Raw genomic sequence first — 18,404 nt, 5'->3', positions numbered from 1 at the left:
GGAAAGCAAGATGACAGGGCAACTCATCGGACAACTGATCTTGTGGCTGATCACGGCCGTGATCGTCGTATTTATCCTCTATTGGGTGATGTATTGGCTCTATCGCCGCTCGACCAAGGAGGTCGCGTTCGTCCGCACCGGTTTTCTTGGGGAAAAGGTGGTGATCGACGGTGGCGCCTTTGTCTGGCCGATCATTCACGACATCACCCCGGTCAACATGAATTCGATGCAGCTTGGCGTGACGCGCGAACGCGACGAGGCGCTGATCACCAAGGACAGGATGCGCGTTGATGTTGACGCCGAATTCTATGTTCGCGTCGCCCATTCCAAGGCGTCTGTCAGTCTGGCCGCAGCCACGTTGGGCCGACGGGCCCTGGAACCTGAGCGTCTGAACACCCTTCTGGAGGGCAAGTTCATCAGCGCGCTGCGTACCGTCGCCAGCGAAATGACCATGGAAGAACTGCATGAAAACCGGAACGATTATGTTGCCCGCGTTCTGGCAGCCGCGCAGGATGGCATGGACAAGAACGGGCTTGAACTGGAAAGCGTTGCCGTTACGGACATCGATCAGACTGACATCGAGTATTTCAATCCGTCCAATACGTTCGATGCCCAGGGTCTGACCCGCGTCATCGAATCCATCGAAGAGCGCCGCAAGCTGCGCAACGACATCGAGCAAAGCACGATGATCCGCATTCGAGAACGCAACCTCGAAGCTGAAAAGCAGGCGCTCAACATCGAAAAGGAAAGCGAACAGGCGCAACTGGAACAGCAACGCGAGATTGAGTTTCGCCGGGCACAGCAACGTGCGGAACTGGCGCGCGAACGTTCGGAACGCGAGAAGGAGGCCGAACAGGCCACACTGTCGTCACGCGAAGCGATTGAGACCGCGCGGATCGCTAATGAACACCACATTGCCGAAGCGCGCATCGCCTCGGAACGCGATATCCGCCGACAGGAAATCGAACGTCAGAAGGCCGTGGATGAGGCCGAGATATCGACACATGAAGCCATCGAGAAAGCCCGCATTGGCCAGGAAAAGAACCTGACATCGGAGCGGATCAAAACCCGCAAGGAAACCGATGCCGCCGAGATTGCCGCGAAAGAAGCCATCGAGAGAGCCCAGATTGCGCAGGAAAAGGCGATCACGGAGGCACGGATTGCCAAGGATCGCGATACCCAGTCGCAGGAGATAGATCGCCAGCGAACCGTAGATGAAGCCGAGATATCAGCCCGCGAAGTGGTGGAGCGCGCCCGCATCGCACAGGAAAAAGTGCTGACCGAAGAGCGCATCGCGTTGGAACAGTCCACCAAGGAGCGCGAGATTGCCCGCAACCTCGCCGTTCAGGAAGCCGAGATTGCCAGCCGTGAAGCCGCCGAAAAGCTGCGGATTGCACAGGAAATGAAGGTAAATGCAGAACGCATCGCCTCCGACCGAGAGACCCGATCCCTGGAGATTGAGCGCCAGAAGGTTCTGGAAGAGGCCGAGATCGCCTCGCAGCAGGCCACCGAAGCCGCGCGGATTGCCCGTGAAAAGGCGCTCAGCGCCGATCGGATCGCAGCCGAGCAGGACACGCGCGCCCTTGAAATCGAACGTCAGAGGGTCTTGGATGCGGCGCAGATCAGTGCGGCAGAAGAAACGTCCAAGTCGCGTATCGCTCAGGAGGAGCGTGTGCGCGCGCTTGAGATCGCGCGCAATCAGGCCGTTGACGAAGCCGAGATCGCCAGCCGCAAGGCCGTTGAAAAAGCCCGCATCGCGCAAGACAAGCAGGTGGCATTCGAGCGCATCGCCGCGAATGAGGCCACAGAAGAGCGCGAAGTGCTGAAGGCTGCCGCGCTCGATGCCGCGCAGATTGCCGCCAAGGAGGCAACCGAAGCCAAGCGGATCGCGCAGGAAAAGGCCACCACGGCCGAGCGGATCGCTTATGAAAAAGACACCCGCGAGTTGGAAATCGCCCGTAATCAAGCGGTACTGCAGGCGGAAGTGGCCTCCGACGAGGCGGTGGATGCCGCGCGTATCGCCAAGGAGGCAAAACTGGCCGTTCGCCGCATCGAGAGCGAGGAAAAGACCCGCGAACGCGACGTGGCCCGCGCCAAGGCCGTGGAAGAAGCCGAAATTGCCAAGGCCGAAGCGACAGAGGCCGCCCGCATCGCCAAGGAAAAGAAGGTCGCGGCCGAGCGTATCGCCTATGAACAGGATCTGCGGGAGCGGGAGATCGCCCGTAACCGCGCGGTCGATGTTGCCAATATTGCGGCGCAGAAACAGGTGAACGCCGCACGGATCGATGAGGAGACGACGACCCGCGCAGCCGAGATCGCCAAGGAGGCCGAAGTGCGTTCGCGCGAAATCGAAAAGACAGAGGCGATAGAAGCTGCCGAGATCAGTTCGCGCAGATTGGTCGAACAACAGCGGATCGAGAAGGAGGCCGAGACCACCTCCGAGAAAATTGCGCGCGATGAGAAGATCCGCAACCTGGAGATCGCGCGAAACAAGGCGCTGGACGAGGCCCAAATCGCGGCGGACGAGGCCATCGAAGCCGCCCGCGTGGCCAAGGCAAAAACAGTGGATGCCGAAAAGATCCGGGCCGATCAGGAGCTTGATGCAAAGAAGCTGGAGCGCAAAAAGGTTCTCGAACAGCTCGAAATCGCCCGCGTTCAGGCCCTGCGCGAAGCCGAGATTGCCAGCCAGGAGGAAGTCGAGCGCGCCAAGATCGCGTCCGAACGTGGGCTTGACGATGCCCGCATCGGACACCAGACCGAGCGGCGCAAGCTTGAGATCGAACGTGAAAAGGCGGTGGAGCAGGCCGCGATGGAAAAGGCCATCACGCTTTATCAGAAGTCACTTGAGGAAAGTGCTGCGTCCGCCGAAGCCGACATCGCCCGCGCCCGCGCCACCGAAGCTGCCGAGAAAGTCGTCACCGCCAAGGAAACCGAAGCGGCAGCCCGCCGCAAATCGGTCGATGTGGTCATGGCGGAGAAAGCCGCCGAAGAAAAGCGTATCGCTGCAGAGGCCGAGAAGGTGCGCGCCGCAGTCGAAGCGGAAGCCCACAAGCTTATCAACGAAGCCGAGAATGTGCTGACCGATGCGGCGCGGCATTCGCTTTTCAAGCGCAAGATGCTGGAACATGTCGAAGGCATCGTCGCGGCCAGTGTCAAACCACTGGAGAAGATCGACGAAATCAAGATCATGCAACTGGGCGGCAGTGGCACCGCTGGCATGGGGTTTGGCGGCAACAATGGTGGCGGGTCCGGCGGCGGTGGGGGTGGCGATGGCAGCAGCCCCACCGACGAGGTGATCAATTCCGCCCTGCGGTATCGCGTGCAGGCGCCGATGATCGACAGCCTGCTGTCGGACATCGGTGTCGATGGCTCCAACCTTGCCAAATCGAGCGTGCTCAGGGACGCGCAGGATCTGGCCCGCGCCGGCAACGAGGCGAAGCGTCTCAAGGGCGGGGACGACGCCAAGGGCGGGGAGAAGAAATAGATGGCACGTGTCTATGTCTCTTCCGTCATCGGTGCAGGCGCAGGACGCGTCTGGGAACGGGTACGCGATTTCAATGCCCTGCCCCGCTGGCACCCTTCCATTCGCGACAGTCGGATCGAAGACGCTTTGCCGCCAGACAAGGTCGGCTGCATCCGCAACTTCAACCTGCAGAATGGCGACAACATCCGCGAGCAGCAACTGGGGTTGAGCGACTACGACATGTTCTGCACCTATGCGATCCTCGAAAGTCCCATGCCGCTGACCGACTACATCGCTACGTTGCGCCTTACCCCGGTCACCGACGGCGACCGCTGTTTTGCAGAGTGGTCGGCCGAGTTTTCCTGTGATCCGTCGGCCGAGGACGATCTGGTCGACGGCATCGGAACGAACGTCTTTCAGGTCGGGCTTGATGCCCTCAAGCGGCATTTCGGGGGCTGAGATGGTCAGGGTGATCCGAAGTACCGTATTGCAGGCCCCTGTCGAAGCCGTGTGGGACGTCATTCGCGATTTCAACGGCCACGATCAATGGCATCCGGCCGTGGCGAACAGTCAGATTGAGCGCGGCAATCCATCCGACATGGTCGGCTGCGTCCGGCGGTTCCGGTTGGAAGACGGATCGGAGTTGCGCGAACAACTGCTGACGCTGTCCGATATCGAATTCAGCTTCACCTACTGCCTGCTCGACACGCCCATACCGCTGTACAACTACGTCGCCCACTGTCGGCTTTTCCCGGTTACCGACGATGATCTGACGTTTTGGGAATGGGAAAGCCGGTTTGACACGCCTTCGGACCGTGAGGACGAACTGGCCAGCATGGTCGGCGACAACATCTACAGCGCCGGGTTCGATGCAATCCGCGCGCATATGGAACTGGAGGCGGCATGAGCATCACCGTGGACACTTACCCGACCCTGTCCGATGCGGCCTTGGCCATGCGCGAGGGGTCGCAATTCCTGGGCGGCGGAACGATGGTCGTACGCGGCCTGAATTTTGGCGCGCAAGACTACGATCACGTCGTGCGCAGCACCGACGCCGCATTGAAGGAGGTCCGGCCCGCCGGCAGCGGCTTGCAGATCGGCGCCGGGGTGACCATGACACAGGTGATGCAGGCCAGCGGTGCGGAGTTTCTGGCCCCGGTCGCCCGTGCCATCGGCGGTCCCGCCGTGCGCAACATGGCGACGGTGGGTGGCAATCTGTTCGTCCGCTCCCCCTACGGTGATTTCGGTGTGGCGCTTCTGGCATTGGATGCATCGGTGCAAATGTCGGACGGCCAGTCGCTGCCGATCGAGACCTTCTATGCCCAGCGCGCCAGCCTGCGCGGGCTGGTTGCCGCGGTAACGGTACCGCGTCCCGGCCACGGCGCCTTTCGCTTTCGCAAGGTGACGCGCACCCGGCCCAAAGGGGCGTCGGTCCTCAGCATCGCTGCCCATCTGCCCGGTGGCAGCCGGATCAGTGGCGCCCGCATCGCTTTTGGCGCCATGGGGGCGACACCCCTGCGCGCAAAAAGCGCCGAGGCTGCGCTTGAAGGTGCCAGCCTTGATCAAGGCGGCATCCAAGCAGCGCTGGATAGCTGCCTCAATGGGCTTGATCCGCAGGACGATGCCCTCGCCTCTGCCTGGTACCGGCGAGAGATTGCGGCGGTGCATTTGCGTCGTCTGCTACTGGATGAGGAGAGATAGCGTGGCAAAGACCCCCATCCGATTTCACCTCAACGGGACCGAGACCGGCGTTTTCGCGCATGGCGGCGCCAACCTTCTGGATGTTCTGCGCCGCGAGGCCGGAGATCTGACGCCGAAACAGGGGTGCTCCCAAGGCGGATGCGGTGCCTGTTCTGTGATGATTGACGGCACGCTCAACCTTGCCTGCCTCACGCTGGCGGAGACCGTCGAGGGCAAGCACATCGAAACAGCAGCCAGCCTGGCCGACGGATCAGACCTTCATCCGCTGCAAAAGGCTTTTGTCGAAGGTTTCGCAGCACAATGCGGGTTTTGTTCGCCGGGGATTCTGATGGCGGCCAAGGCGCTGCTGGCGACAAATCCAGATCCGACACGCGACCAGGTGGCCGAGGCAATTGCGGGCAATCTGTGTCGCTGTACCGGATATGAACCGATCATCAACGCGATCCTGACCGCAGCGGCTGAAATGCGCGGAAGGAGCGTGGCATGAGCAGCATCGAGTTTCGCAAGGACCTGTTCGCCGATGAACGCACCGACGACCTCAACGAGATCGGCAAACCGACAATCCGGCAGGACATCATTGGCCATGTCACCGGGCGCTCCAGGTTCTATGATGATCACTTGTTTGACGGGCTGTTGCACCTGCGCTGCGTGCGGTCGCCCCACCATCACGCCCGTATCCGTTCAATCGATGCGTCGGTGGCCGAGCGGATGCCGGGCGTCCGCCGCATCATCTGGCCACGCGATGTGCCGCACAACATCAACACGTTGCTGTCGCTGATCAATTTCGGGCGCGATGACGAACCGCTTCTGAGTGCCGAAAAGGCTTCCTACAAGGGCGAGCCGGTGCTGGCCATTGTCGCCGAAACCGAACGCCAGGCCCGTGACGCCGTCGCTGCGGTCCGCGTGGACTGGGAAGAACTGCCGCATGTTCTGGACGTCGAAGAGGCGCTGAAACCCGGCGCCCCGGTGGTGAACGCGGAATACCCCAACAACACCTTCGATTACCATGATCTGTATGATCACCAGAAGTTGCGTTTTGGCGATGTGGAACACGCGTTTCAGCAGGCCGACAAGATCGTGGAAGGCGAATACCAGATGTCGCCCATCGAACAGGCTCCGGTAGAGACCTGTGGTGCCATCGCTGCGCCTGAAGACAACGACCGCTTCGTCTGCCACACCGCGACGCAGGCGCTGTTTTTCTCTTTGGGGGTTACGGCCAAGCTGCTCGACATGCCGTCTTCCCGATTGCATTTCATCGGCGGCACCGTGGGTGGCGGGTTCGGTGGCAAGGTCGACAGCCTTCAGGAACCCCTTGCCGTGCTTGGTGCAATGCTGACCGGATCGCCGGTCAAATCCATGTGGGACCGCACCGAGGAGATGCGTGTCGGCGCACCGCGCGGGGCCGAACGCTGGCGCATTCGCGACGGGGTAATGAATGACGGGCGCATCATCGCGCGTGAATTTACCGGCTTTTTCGACAGCGGCGCCTATACCCGGCTGAGTTCCTATGCCGTGATCAAGGGCACCGGCCACCTGCCCGGCCCCTACACGATCCCGAATGTCGCCTCGAACGTCTATTGCGTCTACACCAACCGAACCCCGTCAACGGCCATGCGCGGCTTTGGCATCACCGGTGTGGATTTCGCCATCGAATGCCACATGGACAAGGTCGCGGAGGCCGTGGGCATGAACCCGGTGGAGTTGCGCATTCTGAACGCCTACCGCGATGGTGATATGAAGGCGCATCGCCGGGTGGCCAAGAACTGTGCCCTGATCGAATGCTGCCAGGTGGCGTCGCAGAAGGCCGGAATCACCTTGTCAGGCGACGCAGCCGCGGCATCAAGCAAACACGGGGGCGGCACAGGCTGGCGGGCGGAGGTTCCGGAAACGGTGACCGATGACATGGGCCGGATCGGGGAGCGCCGCAAACACGACATCCCGGCCCAGCCCTTTGGCGGGGCTTCAAACAGGGGCCGTGTGCCTGCCGGAACCATGGGTGAGGCCGTGGTCGCCGCCGAGGTGCAGGACCCCGACATGCAGATCGACCCCACGCGCATCGGGCATTCCGTCACAAAGGCGGTGGGCCAGCCTGCAACGCCCGCAGCTCCCGTTCCCGCGCCTGCACCTGCACCGCCGCAGACGGCAGCCGCATCGGCACCCATTCCCGCGCCAACAGACCCGGTGCCGCCAGCGCCTGCACCGAACCAACCTGCACCGTCGGCTTCTGCCCATCCCACTGCCCCCGCGCCGCCGCAACCGGCGCCCTACAAGCCTGACACGCCCTTCCAGCGCGGCGTGAAACGCCCCGGTGTATCCCGCTTCATTTCCGGCACAAGGAGGCGATGAGATGACCATTCAAAAGGGCCGTGGTTTCGCCTGCATCAACTATCCCATCGGGATGAATCTGGGCGGTGACCCCTCGCAGGCGCTGGTGCATGCCACGCCGGACGGCAAGTTCAAGGTAACACTCTCAGCCATCGACCTCGGGCAGGGCATGAAATCCGTCACGCGCCAGATCGCCGCCGAGGCGCTCGGGGTGCCGATTGCCGATGTCTATGTCGACACGGCCGACAGTGACACCGGCCCACACGACATGGGAAGTTTCGCCAGCCGCGGCACCCACCGCATGGGCAACGCCGTCATCCGTGCGGCCACCGAAGCGCGCAAGGCGATGCTTGAGGCCGCAGCCGAGGAGTTGGAAGTCAACGCAGGCGATCTTGAAACCGATGGCAAGGGCAACATTCAGGTCAAGGGCGCCCCGTCGCGGTCAATCACGGTGGAGGACACAGCCGTTGCGGCCCAGTTCAATCAGGGCCGCACGTTGGCCGGACGCGGCATTTTCCTGATCCCGCCATCGGACGCCGATCCCAATACGGGTGAAATGACCCCGGTGACCACTTTTGCCCACGCGGCATTGGTGGTCGATATCGAGGTGGACGACGAAACCGGGGTCGTCACGGTCACGCAGATCAACTCCGCCTATGAAGTCGGGCGGGCGCTGAATGCCAAGCTGGTCGAACAGCAACTTATCGGCGGGGCGTGGATGGGGGTCAGCCACGCGCTTTATGAAACGACGGAGCCCCATTACCCTGACCGGACGCATATGCCCGGTGATTTCGTCGAATACCTGCAACCCGGTCCGGGGGATGTTGCGGATCACAACATCGCCATTCTCGAACGACCTGCCGACGACGGCCCCTACGGCGGCAAGGGTCCGGGAGAGATGTGCGCAAACCCGGTTCTGCCCGCTATTGCGAATGCCGTTTACAACGCTGTGGGCGTGCGCTGCGACAGCCTGCCGATCACACCGGAGAAAATTCTGCGCGGTATCAGGGCCAATGGTGGTGCCCGTCCACAAGGGGCGCTTTGAAATGCCCGTGCGCCCCACCATATCCGGCATCTCAAACCCCGCCGAACTGCAGACAGCCCTGCAGGGCGCGCAGTATCTGGCCGATGACGGGCTGGCCACGGCGGCCTACCTCGCCTTGGCTATGGGCAAGCCATTGTTGCTGGAGGGGGCGCCGGGGGTCGGCAAGACCGAAGCTGCCAAAGCCATTGGCGCGGTGCTGTCGCGGCAGGTCAGCCGGTTGCAATGTTTCGAAGGCATCGACGCGGCGGCGGCTATCTATGAATGGAATTATCCGCGCCAAATGCTCGCCATCCGGCAGGCTGGCGAGGATTATATCAACATCTACGGCGATGAATTCCTGCTTGAACGTCCCCTGCTAGGCGCGCTGCGCAACGCCGCTACGACGCTTCTTCTGATCGATGAGATCGACCGTTCGGACCATGAATTCGAGGCCTTCCTGCTTGAGTTTCTTTCCGATTTCACCATTTCGATCCCTGAGATCGGCACTGTCCGCGCCGCGCAGCATCCGGTTGTCGTGCTGACCTCGAACCGTACCCGCGACCTGCATGAGGCCCTGCGGCGGCGCTGCGTTTATCACTGGATCGATTATCCCGACCCTGCGCTGGAGGCCCGGATCGTGATGACCCGTGCCTCATCGGTCGCACAAGGCACGGCAGATGCGGTTGTCGCTGCCGTCGGGCGGCTCCGGGCGGAACCGCTGGCCAAGCCGCCGGGCGTGGCCGAAACCATCGAATGGGCGGAAGCCGCCACGCTGTTGCATGAACAGGGCAACCCCTGGCCCGACGCGTTCCTGCGCGCCATCGGTGTTGCGCTGAAGGATCACGACGATCTGACCTACATGCATCCCAATCTGGGCCACGTCATTCCAGGCATGGCGGCATGAGGCTGCCCCAAGCAACATATCCCTTTGTCGAATTCGCGGCGATCCTGCGCAGCCACGGCTTTGCCGTTGCCCCGGATCAGACCATTGGGTTCATCGAAGCCATCGGCCTTCTGGGTCCCCGCGATCTGGGCGATATCCACGCCGCCGGGCTGGCCATGCTGGCCATCCCCCCTGAACGTGCTGAGGAATATGATGCGCTTTTCCGGGCCTATTTCGCCGGTCAGGCAGTGGCCGCCCCCGCGTCCGGCGACGAAGAGGATGCGCTGGAGGTCCATGAACCTCAGGGCCGTAGGCAAGAGGTGGACGTCCCGGAAGACGAAAGCGAAGTCGGCGGCGAGGCGGTCGCGGCTGAGCGCCTTTCGCACAGGGAGTTCGCCGAGATGGATGAAGACGCCATCCTGCAGCACTTCCGACGGATGGCCCCACCCCGCCTGCCGCGCCGCAAATCCTACCGCCGCGCGCCGTCCAACCACGGTGATCGGCTGAACATGCGCCAGACGTTGCGCGAAGCGGTGCGCCGCGATGGCGAGGTTTTCACCCTGCACCGCGCCCGCCGCAAGACCCGGCAACGCAGGATCATCCTGCTGATCGACGTGTCGGGATCAATGCAGGAACGGACCGATGCAATGCTGCGCTTTGCTCATACGCTGGCGCAGTCCGCTGACCGTTTCGAGGCGTTCACCTTTGGGACTAGGCTGACACGGGTCACTGCGGCGCTCAGGATATCGCAGCGCCCCGAAGCCTTGGGCCGGGTTGGGGAACTGGTGGCCGATTTCGATGGCGGCACCCGGATCGGCGATGCGCTCGGCGCGTTTCTGAACGTGCCGCGCTTTGCCGGATTTGCCAGAGGTGCAGCAGTTCTGGTCCTGTCAGACGGGCTTGAACGCGGCGACCCGACCGAAATGATCCACGCGGTCCAGCGGCTGTCGCGTCTGGCATGGCGGCTCGACTGGATTTCGCCGCTTGCCGGTGACGCAGGTTTCGCCCCCCGGACCGAGGCGCTGCAGGCGGTGCTGCCCTGGATCGACAGCCTGTCCGATGGCAGCAGCCTTGACGCCATCGCATCCCATGTCCTGACCCTTGGGAGCGCTGCATGATCGACGCCCATCACCACATCTGGCACCAAAAAGACCTGCCCTGGCTTCTGGGCCCTGAGCAGCCCCGCATCTTCGGGCCCTATGCCGCGATCAAACGCGACTATCTGATTGATGAATACATCGCCGACATCAAAGGCACCGGCATAACCAAATCGGTCTATGTTCAGGCCAACTGGGCACCCAACTGGTTTGCTGACGAAGTCGCCTGGGTCCAATCCGTCGCCGACCGGCATGGGTGGCCGCACGGCATTGTCGGTTATGCTGATTTCACCGTCGATGACGTCCGCCCGCAGCTTGAGAAGCTGAATGGCTTTCCGTTGATGCGCGGCATCCGTCAGCAGTTTCACTGGCATGAAAATCCCTTGTATCGGTTCGCCGCACGCCCTGATCTGCCTGCAGACCGGGCGGTTCAGAAAAACATCGCAAAACTTGCCGATTACGGATGGAGTTTTGATCTTCAGGTCTTCACCAGCCAGATGACGCACGCCGCCAAGCTTGCCCGTGCCTGCCCGGATGTGACCTTTGTCCTGCAGCATGCGGGGATGCTGGAAGACACGTCGAAAACCGGCTGGCAAGACTGGTGCGCCGGGATGCGGCGGTTGGCCGAATGCGACAATGTCGTCACCAAACTGTCAGCCTTCGGCACCTTCATCCACCGCAATGACGGCACTTTCATCCATGAGATGATCATCGAAACGGAAAAGATCTTCGGTGCCAAACGCTGCATGTTCGGTTCGAACTACCCCATCGAAAAGCTGTGGACCAGCTACGCCGATCTGTTCGACGCCTTCCAGAAGGGCGCTGCCAAACTTTCGAAATCCGCGCGAAAATCCATTTTCAACGACACCGCAGAGCGGGTTTACCGACTGTGACCTATTCCGGGCGCAAGCCCCGCAAAGACAGGGAGATACCAACATGGCATTGACGATTCACATTCTCGATTACGGCGATATCGAACTGGAAACCTCCTTTCTGGTGCTGGGCCACGAATGTGGCCGGGTGCGACGGGTTCCGGTCTATGGGTTTTTGATCCTTGGCGGCGCATACCCGGTGCTGGTCGATACAGGCTATCGCGACAACGCGATCATGGAGACGCTGGGCATGAGGGGCCTGCAATTCCATGACAACATGATCGAAAACCAGCTTGCCAAACATGGACTGAAGCTTGGTGATATCCGCTACATTCTGCATACCCACCTGCATATCGACCATGCCGGCAAGGACGATCTGTTCCCGATGAACACAACGGTCGTGTTGAACCGGCGGGAGATGGAGTTTTCCGTTTCGGGCATCATGTATCCGCAATACCCCAAGCCGGATATCAAGCATCTGGTCGACCGGATCTACGAAGACGGGGCCATGCGTTTCCTCGACCTTGAAATCACCCAGGCCGAAGAGATCATCCCCGGCGTCTGGTGTGAATTGGCCGGTGCCCATACCGAAGGGTCAATGAATGTGGTGGTCGAAACGGCCGAAGGTCTGGCCTGCATCTGTGGCGACGTGATCTATGATTTCAACGATCAGATCGTGAACCATGTTCGGGTCAACAACTTCATGGAACCGCAGGTGACCGGCAACCATTCCGGATCGAAACGTGAAGAAAAGGCTGCGATCAAGAAGCTGTTGAACAATTATACGTTTCTGCTGCCGGTCCATGACCGTCCGGCAAAGATCGAGAACCAGCAGGTCGTGGGACGGCTGGGCATGACCGTACCCGGGCCAACATCAGAATCCGTGCCTGCGCGGCAATGGTTTCCGGCCTGACGAGGGAGTGACGCGCGCCGAGACATGGCACCGCGCCCCTGCCGCACTTGAGAGGACTGAATATGCCCCATGCCGTCATCGATGCCCGCTTTGCCGCGCTGATGGATGCCAACGCACCCGTCAAACAACTCGGATCGGGGTTCACTTTCACCGAAGGGCCTCTGTGGCACCCGGTTGAAAAGCATCTGCTGTTTTCCGACATGCCCGGTGACGTGCGCCGCCGCTGGACGCCGGATGGCCAGACCACCGAGGTGATGCGCCCCTCGAACAAGGGCAACGGCATGACCTATGATGCCGCGCTGAACCTTCTTGTGTGCGAGCATTCCACCTCTTCCGTCGCCCTTTTCCGGCCGGATGGCACGCGCGAGGTGATGGCCAGCCACTTCGAAGGCAAGGAGCTGAACTCCCCCAATGATATCTGCGTGAAATCGGATGGCGCGATCTACTTCACCGATCCGACCTATGGCCGGATGCCCGGGTTTGGCGTCGAACGGCCCCTGCAGCAAGGGTTTCAGGGCGTATATATGCTGCCGCCCGGGCACAGGCCGGGTGACGAGGCCGTTCTGGTCAGCGACCGCTATATGTTCAGCCAACCCAATGGCTTGTGCTTCAGCCCTTGTGAACGCTGGGTGTGGGTCAACGATACCGAACAGACCAATATCCGCATGTTCGACGTGGCCGCCGATGGTCGCCTCACCAATTCCCGTATCTTTGCCAGCGGTATCAAGGATGCCTTGCGGGCCGGGGTCCCTGACGGGATGAAGGCGGACAAGGACGGGAACGTCTATGTCACTGCGCCGGGCGGCGTCTGGGTCTATGCCTTCGACGGCGTCAAGCTGGGTGAGATCGAAGTCCCCGAGCTGGTCGCCAACCTGCACTGGGGCAATGACAACTGGGATACGCTTTTCATGTGCGCCAGTACGGGTCTTTATTCCGTGCAGATGAAAACCCGGGGCCGCGAAGAACCTTTCATGCGCGGTCAGACAGCAACGTCTGCCGTGGTACATGCATCCGGTGGCCTTCGGATCGACCCGCGCCGCACCGCGCTGATCATTCAGGACATGCAAAACGATGTGATCATCGACGGCGGTGCCTTTGCCGAAAGCGGCTCACCCGATCACGCCCGCGCGCAGAATGTGGTCGAAAACGCGCGTCGTCTGGCCGAAGCCTGCCGCAAGGCCGGTGTCACGGTCCTGCATGTCTGGCTGGTGTGTGAGCCAGACCACCCGGGAGTGCCGGATAATTGCCCGCTCTTTCAGGGCTTGATCGACGCGAACGCGCTTGTGCGCGGAACATGGGGGGTGGCACCCGCAGCGGGACTGGAACCCCAGACCAGCGATATGATCGTGGAAAAGATGACCATGTCGGCATGGCCCTCGTCCCGGCTTGAAACCATTCTGGCCGCAAACGGTATCGACACGCTTATCAATACAGGTGCCTGGACCAACATGAGCGTCGAACACACCGCCCGAACTGCCGCTGACAAGGGATTCCGTGTCATCGTGCCGGAAAATGCCTGCTCGACCATGAATGCTGATTGGCACAATGCCTCTATCAACTATGCCATGCAAAACGTGGCGGAGGTGACGGACGTCGAGACGGTGATCGCAGCGCTGGGATAGCCGCTTGGCGTTCAATAGGTCGCGCGCCCGCCGGACAGATCGAACACCGCCCCGGTTGAGAAGGAGTTTTCCGGCCCGGCCAACCAAACGATCATCGCCGCGGCTTCCTCGACTTCCAGAAACCGGCCGCGGGGAATTTTTGACAGCATGTAATCGATATGCTCCTGGCTCATCTGGTCAAAAATCGGGGTGCGCGCCGCTGCGGGCGTGACGCAATTGACCGCGATATCGAAATCCGCCAGCTCCTTGCCCAGTGACTTGGTAAAGCCGATCACCCCTGCCTTGGACGCTGAATAGGCGCAGGCTTTGGGGTTTCCCTCCTTTCCGGCAATGCTGGCAATATTGACGATCCGACCATAGTTGCGGGACTTCATCGGACCGATGACCGCCTTGTTGACGAAGTACGTACCATTCAGATTGATCTCGACAATCTGGCGCCATGCATCGTTGTCATAGTCTTCAACCGTTTCATTCGGCCCGGCAATGCCTGCACTGTTGACGACGCTGTCGATATGACCGAATGCATCCAGTGTCTTGGCTGCTGCGGATTGAACCTGCTGCCAATTGGAAATGTCGCACGCGACCAGAAGTACTTCGGATCTTTCAGGCACATCCGCCATCGCGCGCCTTGCCTGATCCTGGTTCACATCCCAGATCGCAACCTTCGCGCCCTTGGCCAGAAAAGCATCGACCACCGCCAGCCCAATACCCTGAGCCCCGCCGGTCACAACCGCACATGTGCCTGAAAACGTCACGCTTTCCCTCCTTGGTCCCGGGGGTCGTCCTTCCAAGCAGAAGACCCTTCTGCGAAGTCTAGGCGATCAATCGGCGCATCGCGTAACCCATGCTCTTTTTTTTGGAAGGATCGGGCTGCACTTTGCGCTCAACCGGCAAAGATCAGGTTATGATCGGGTCAGGGAAATCGGTGCAAGGGGCAGGAAATGAGCGGATTTTTGGCACCCGAGGACTTGGGTGGGCTGTTTCTGGGTCGGGTCTGGCATTCCGACGCCGCGGGCCCTTCGGTCGTTACCCTGCGTAATGGCCATGTGGTCGATATCACCGCGCGCGCCGCCCCAACCATCCGTGATATTTTCGAGCTGGATGACCCCGCCGGTTACGTCCGCTCCGCTGAGGGGCGACAGATCGGACCTTTGACCCAGCTTGTGGCGGCACCCGTGGGGGACCTAAGGACCAATCACTTTCTGGCGCCATGTGATCTTCAGGCCATCAAGGCCTGCGGCGTGACATTCGCGCAATCCATGGTCGAACGTGTCATCGAAGAACAAGCCGCCGGCGATCCGCAGTCCGCTGAAGCCATCCGCGCCCGCATCGGTGCGACGATGGGCGACAGCCTGCGCGACATCCGTGCTGGTTCCGCGCAGGCGGCACGGGTCAAAAAGGCACTGATCGAGGAAGGGTTGTGGTCGCAGTACCTCGAAGTTGGAATTGGACCGGACGCCGAAGTGTTTTCCAAGGCCCAGACACTTTCGTCGGTGGGACCCAATGCCGAGGTGGGTCTGCATCCAATGTCATCCTGGAACAATCCTGAGCCGGAAATCGTTCTCGCTGTCTCCTCCGCCGGGCGGATCGTCGGTGCCACGCTGGGCAACGATGTCAATCTTCGCGATGTCGAAGGTCGCTCCGCCCTGCTTTTGTCAAAGGCCAAGGATAACAATGCCTCCTGCGCCATCGGCCCGATGATCCGGCTGTTTGACGACAGTTTCACGCTGACAGACGTCAAGCAGGCCGAACTGGATTTGACCGTGACCGGCGAGGATGGTTTTGTCATGACCGGTCATTCATCAATGAAGCATATCAGCCGATCTCCTGAAGAACTGGTGCGGCAGACCATCGGGCGGCATCACCAGTATCCTGACGGTCTGATGCTGTTTCTTGGAACGCTTTTTGCCCCGACCCAGGACCGGGACACCCCAGGCCAAGGGTTCACCCACAAACTGGGCGATGTGGTCTCCATCTCTTGTTCGGGGTTAGGCACATTGACCAACACGGTCCGCCTGTCGACCGAATGCGCCCCCTGGACCTTTGGTGTCAGCCACCTGATGCGCAATCTTGCCACGCGAAATCTGATCTGAACAAAAGAAAGCAACTGAGAGGTATGGCCGTCTATTCACTGGTTTCTCCAAGGCCCTAAAATCACATCGAAACCACAAAGGATCACAGCATGAGTGGCGAGGTCGAAAAAACCGTACATCTTGGTATCCATGCGTCCCGCTGGTTGCTGGCGCCGATGTACCTTGGTCTGGCGCTGATGCTGATTGTCCTGCTGATCCAGTTCATCCGCGACTTTTTCCGCGCTTTGCCTGAACTGTTCCAGCTTGGCGCGATGGAGGCCCTTCCCGCGATCCTGTCATTGGCGATTGTGCTGCTTGCCGCCCATGCGGTGCTTTTGATCCTGCAGACCGGGTATCAGGTCTACGTGCCGGGCCTGACTGCCGACGCCGAACCGAACGATGGCCACGGGCGCCTCGATTACGCAAAACTTCGCAACAACCTGCTGGGAGTGTCGACCGCCTTGGCGCTGCTGATGATATTCCGGGAATTGATCGGAAGGGCCAGTGCCACCAGCGCCCAAACCCCGCAGGACCTGTGGCCGTTGGCATCTCTCTTCGGGCTACTGCTGACCGCCGCGCTGGTTCTTGCCGTCGCGGATTGGTTCATAGCGTTGTCCCGCAGGTGACAGACGCCACCGCACCCGGTCAGACCGTGATCCCGCCATCGGCGTGGATCGTCTGCCCCGTGAACAGGGCTGCCTCGTCTGACGCCAGAAACGCAACTGCCGCCGCCACTTCGTCCGCTGTTCCCAATCGACCGGTGGGTTGCCTGCTGATGAAAAACTCCCACGCCTTGTCATAGCTGCCGAACTGTTCGGTCAGTTCCGCCACGCGCTCCCGCAGGCTGGGGGTGTCGATGGTGCCAGGACAGACGGCATTGCACCTCAGACCATCGGCAACGTAATCTGCCGCGACCGCCTTGGTCAGACCGATGACCCCGGCTTTGGCTGCGCAATAGGCTGCACGCTTGGGAAAGCCCTTTATCGAACTCGCCACAGACGCAATCGTGACAATGCTGCCGCCCTTGGTTTTCATCTTTGGAACGGCCGACGAAAGCACATTATAGGCGCTGTCCAGCGTAATGGTGCGCGACCTGTTCCAGTCATCGAGGCTGCATTCCTCGATTGTTCCCTGATGTACATATCCAACTGCATGCACCAGAATATCGATCTGGTCGAATTGCGTGAAATAGCGTTGCACGGTACCAAGGTCAGTTGCGTCCAAAGCCGCCGTTGTCATGCCTTCGGCATCCGCCAACAGATCCACATTCAGATCCGACGCATACACGTTCGCGCCTTCCGCTTTGAGCCGTTCGGCAGAGGCGCGACCGATCCCCTGTCCCGCCGCCGTCACGACGGCCGTTTTCCCCTTAAGCCGCTTACCTAGATTGTCTGCCATTATCTCCCCCGTCACCGGCCCCGCCATCGGATTTCCGAAACCATCCTCCGCCATGTCGGCAGCTTGCATTCAACATACTGAACCCATTGAACATACGTTCACAACGCCACAACGGTCTGTTCTTGCTCACCCAACCCATCGATCCCGAGCCGCACGATATCCCCGATCGTCAGCCACACCTGCGGTTTCATCCCCATGCCAACGCCGGGCGGCGTCCCGGTGCAGATCAGATCACCGGGTTCAAGCCGAAGGAATTCGCTCAGGTGGCTGACGATGGTGGCGCAATCGAAAATCATGGTTCTGGTATTCCCGGTCTGCATACGCTGCCCGTTCACATCCAGCCACATCGGTAGCTCGGCAGCGCCGGCCAAAGTGTCTTGCGTCGCGATCCAAGGGCCGGTTGGGCAGAAATGCGGAAAGCTTTTGCCTTTGGCCCATTGCCCGGACCGTTCAAGTTGCCACGCGCGTTCCGACACATCGTTGACCAATGTATATCCCAGAACGTGATCCAACGCGTCGTCCTTGGAGATGTTCAACGCCGTCTTGCCGATCACCACCCCAAGCTCAACCTCCCAATCGAGTTTGGTCATCTGCGGGCTGAAAAGGATCGGATCGTTCGGGCCACAGAACGTGCTTCCCGACTTGTTGAACAGGATCGGTTCGTCCGGGATCGGCATGCCGGATTCGGCTGCATGGTCAGAGTAGTTGAGGCCGATACAATAGATGTTTCTGGGCTGCGTCATGGGGCTGCCAACGCGCTTGCCGCTGGTGTGAACAACCGGCAGGGCGGCAAGATCAGCGCCGCCAAGCACATCAACCAACCCCTCTATCGTTTCCGGACCGAAATCCGGCACAAGAGACGACACATCGCGCGCGTTCCCTTCCCCGTCCAAGACACATGGAATTTCCTGCCCGGAGGGCCCAATTCGCAGAAGTTTCAAATTTCCAACTTTCACTTGTTGCCGGTGCGATCCTGTCGAATCCGGCGCTTTCAGTCCAGTTCTTGCGGGATACCTTCTTTACCGAAGATCGCA

At 60.7% G+C, this 18,404-nt stretch carries 17 protein-coding genes; 14 read left to right on the top strand and 3 right to left on the bottom strand.

Translation table 11 applies throughout. The annotated features are described in order from the left end of the window. Nucleotides 1–10 precede the first annotated feature (10 nt). The 12 genes from AB4X18_RS13500 to AB4X18_RS13445 all read left to right on the top strand — a co-directional run bounded on the left by AB4X18_RS13500 (nucleotide 11) and on the right by AB4X18_RS13445 (nucleotide 13,900). Complete coding sequence (locus AB4X18_RS13500) at nucleotides 11–3,484, top strand: flotillin domain-containing protein (protein WP_432816699.1); 3,474 nt, start codon at nucleotides 11–13, stop codon at nucleotides 3,482–3,484. Beyond that, nucleotides 3,485–3,922, top strand: a complete 438-nt coding sequence (locus AB4X18_RS13495; protein WP_370400572.1) for an SRPBCC family protein — start codon at nucleotides 3,485–3,487, stop codon at nucleotides 3,920–3,922. Beyond that, complete coding sequence (locus AB4X18_RS13490) at nucleotides 3,894–4,370, top strand: SRPBCC family protein (RefSeq protein WP_370400571.1); 477 nt, start codon at nucleotides 3,894–3,896, stop codon at nucleotides 4,368–4,370. The genes AB4X18_RS13495 and AB4X18_RS13490 overlap by 29 nt, the downstream gene beginning before the upstream one ends. After that, a complete protein-coding gene (locus AB4X18_RS13485) occupies nucleotides 4,367–5,164 on the top strand; it encodes an FAD binding domain-containing protein (RefSeq protein ID WP_370400570.1) in 798 nt (265 codons plus the stop codon). Before AB4X18_RS13490 ends, AB4X18_RS13485 begins: the two co-directional genes overlap by 4 nt. Before the next feature lies 1 nt (nucleotide 5,165). After that, nucleotides 5,166–5,651 (top strand): (2Fe-2S)-binding protein, encoded by a 486-nt coding sequence (locus tag AB4X18_RS13480; RefSeq protein ID WP_370400569.1) that lies wholly within the window; start codon nucleotides 5,166–5,168, stop codon nucleotides 5,649–5,651. Continuing rightward, on the top strand, nucleotides 5,648–7,510 hold the full coding sequence (locus tag AB4X18_RS13475; protein ID WP_370400568.1) for a xanthine dehydrogenase family protein molybdopterin-binding subunit: 1,863 nt from the start codon (nucleotides 5,648–5,650) through the stop codon (nucleotides 7,508–7,510). Before AB4X18_RS13480 ends, AB4X18_RS13475 begins: the two co-directional genes overlap by 4 nt. A 1-nt stretch (nucleotide 7,511) precedes the next feature. Beyond that, the gene (locus AB4X18_RS13470) at nucleotides 7,512–8,534 is read left to right on the top strand and encodes a xanthine dehydrogenase family protein molybdopterin-binding subunit (RefSeq protein ID WP_370400567.1); all 1,023 of its coding nucleotides are present in this window, start codon (nucleotides 7,512–7,514) and stop codon (nucleotides 8,532–8,534) included. A 1-nt stretch (nucleotide 8,535) separates the two neighbouring features. After that, nucleotides 8,536–9,417: an AAA family ATPase gene (locus tag AB4X18_RS13465; protein WP_370400566.1), complete on the top strand. Its 882-nt coding sequence runs from the start codon at nucleotides 8,536–8,538 to the stop codon at nucleotides 9,415–9,417. After that, on the top strand, nucleotides 9,414–10,514 hold the full coding sequence (locus AB4X18_RS13460; protein ID WP_432816698.1) for a vWA domain-containing protein: 1,101 nt from the start codon (nucleotides 9,414–9,416) through the stop codon (nucleotides 10,512–10,514). Before AB4X18_RS13465 ends, AB4X18_RS13460 begins: the two co-directional genes overlap by 4 nt. Continuing rightward, a complete protein-coding gene (locus AB4X18_RS13455) occupies nucleotides 10,511–11,386 on the top strand; it encodes an amidohydrolase family protein (protein ID WP_370400564.1) in 876 nt (291 codons plus the stop codon). The genes AB4X18_RS13460 and AB4X18_RS13455 overlap by 4 nt, the downstream gene beginning before the upstream one ends. Before the next feature lie 43 nt (nucleotides 11,387–11,429). Next, nucleotides 11,430–12,278, top strand: a complete 849-nt coding sequence (locus AB4X18_RS13450) for an N-acyl homoserine lactonase family protein (protein ID WP_370400563.1) — start codon at nucleotides 11,430–11,432, stop codon at nucleotides 12,276–12,278. A 62-nt stretch (nucleotides 12,279–12,340) separates the two neighbouring features. Continuing rightward, nucleotides 12,341–13,900 (top strand): isochorismatase family protein, encoded by a 1,560-nt coding sequence (locus AB4X18_RS13445; RefSeq protein WP_370400562.1) that lies wholly within the window; start codon nucleotides 12,341–12,343, stop codon nucleotides 13,898–13,900. 11 nt (nucleotides 13,901–13,911) lie between these two features. On the opposite strand, the gene AB4X18_RS13440 is transcribed toward AB4X18_RS13445, so the two are convergent. Continuing rightward, nucleotides 13,912–14,655 (bottom strand): SDR family NAD(P)-dependent oxidoreductase, encoded by a 744-nt coding sequence (locus AB4X18_RS13440; RefSeq protein ID WP_370400561.1) that lies wholly within the window; start codon nucleotides 14,653–14,655, stop codon nucleotides 13,912–13,914. A 186-nt stretch (nucleotides 14,656–14,841) separates the two neighbouring features. On the opposite strand from AB4X18_RS13440, the gene AB4X18_RS13435 reads away from it, so the two are divergent. Next, a complete protein-coding gene (locus tag AB4X18_RS13435) occupies nucleotides 14,842–15,993 on the top strand; it encodes a fumarylacetoacetate hydrolase family protein (protein WP_432816697.1) in 1,152 nt (383 codons plus the stop codon). Between the two features lie 89 nt (nucleotides 15,994–16,082). Next, entirely contained in the window at nucleotides 16,083–16,598 is a 516-nt protein-coding gene (locus tag AB4X18_RS13430) for a YqhA family protein (protein ID WP_370400559.1), read from the top strand. 19 nt (nucleotides 16,599–16,617) lie between these two features. Here the strand turns inward: AB4X18_RS13430 and AB4X18_RS13425 are convergent, their stop codons facing one another. After that, nucleotides 16,618–17,370 (bottom strand): SDR family oxidoreductase, encoded by a 753-nt coding sequence (locus AB4X18_RS13425; protein ID WP_432816696.1) that lies wholly within the window; start codon nucleotides 17,368–17,370, stop codon nucleotides 16,618–16,620. 98 nt (nucleotides 17,371–17,468) lie between these two features. Then, entirely contained in the window at nucleotides 17,469–18,311 is an 843-nt protein-coding gene (locus tag AB4X18_RS13420; protein WP_370400557.1) for a fumarylacetoacetate hydrolase family protein, read from the bottom strand. Nucleotides 18,312–18,404 lie beyond the last annotated feature (93 nt).

This window comes from Sulfitobacter rhodophyticola (assembly GCF_041281685.2).
In the GTDB taxonomy this organism is placed as follows: domain Bacteria; phylum Pseudomonadota; class Alphaproteobacteria; order Rhodobacterales; family Rhodobacteraceae; genus Sulfitobacter.
The sequence above is the reverse complement of the archived record's forward strand: the minus strand, read 5'-3'. Positions and strand labels throughout refer to the sequence as shown.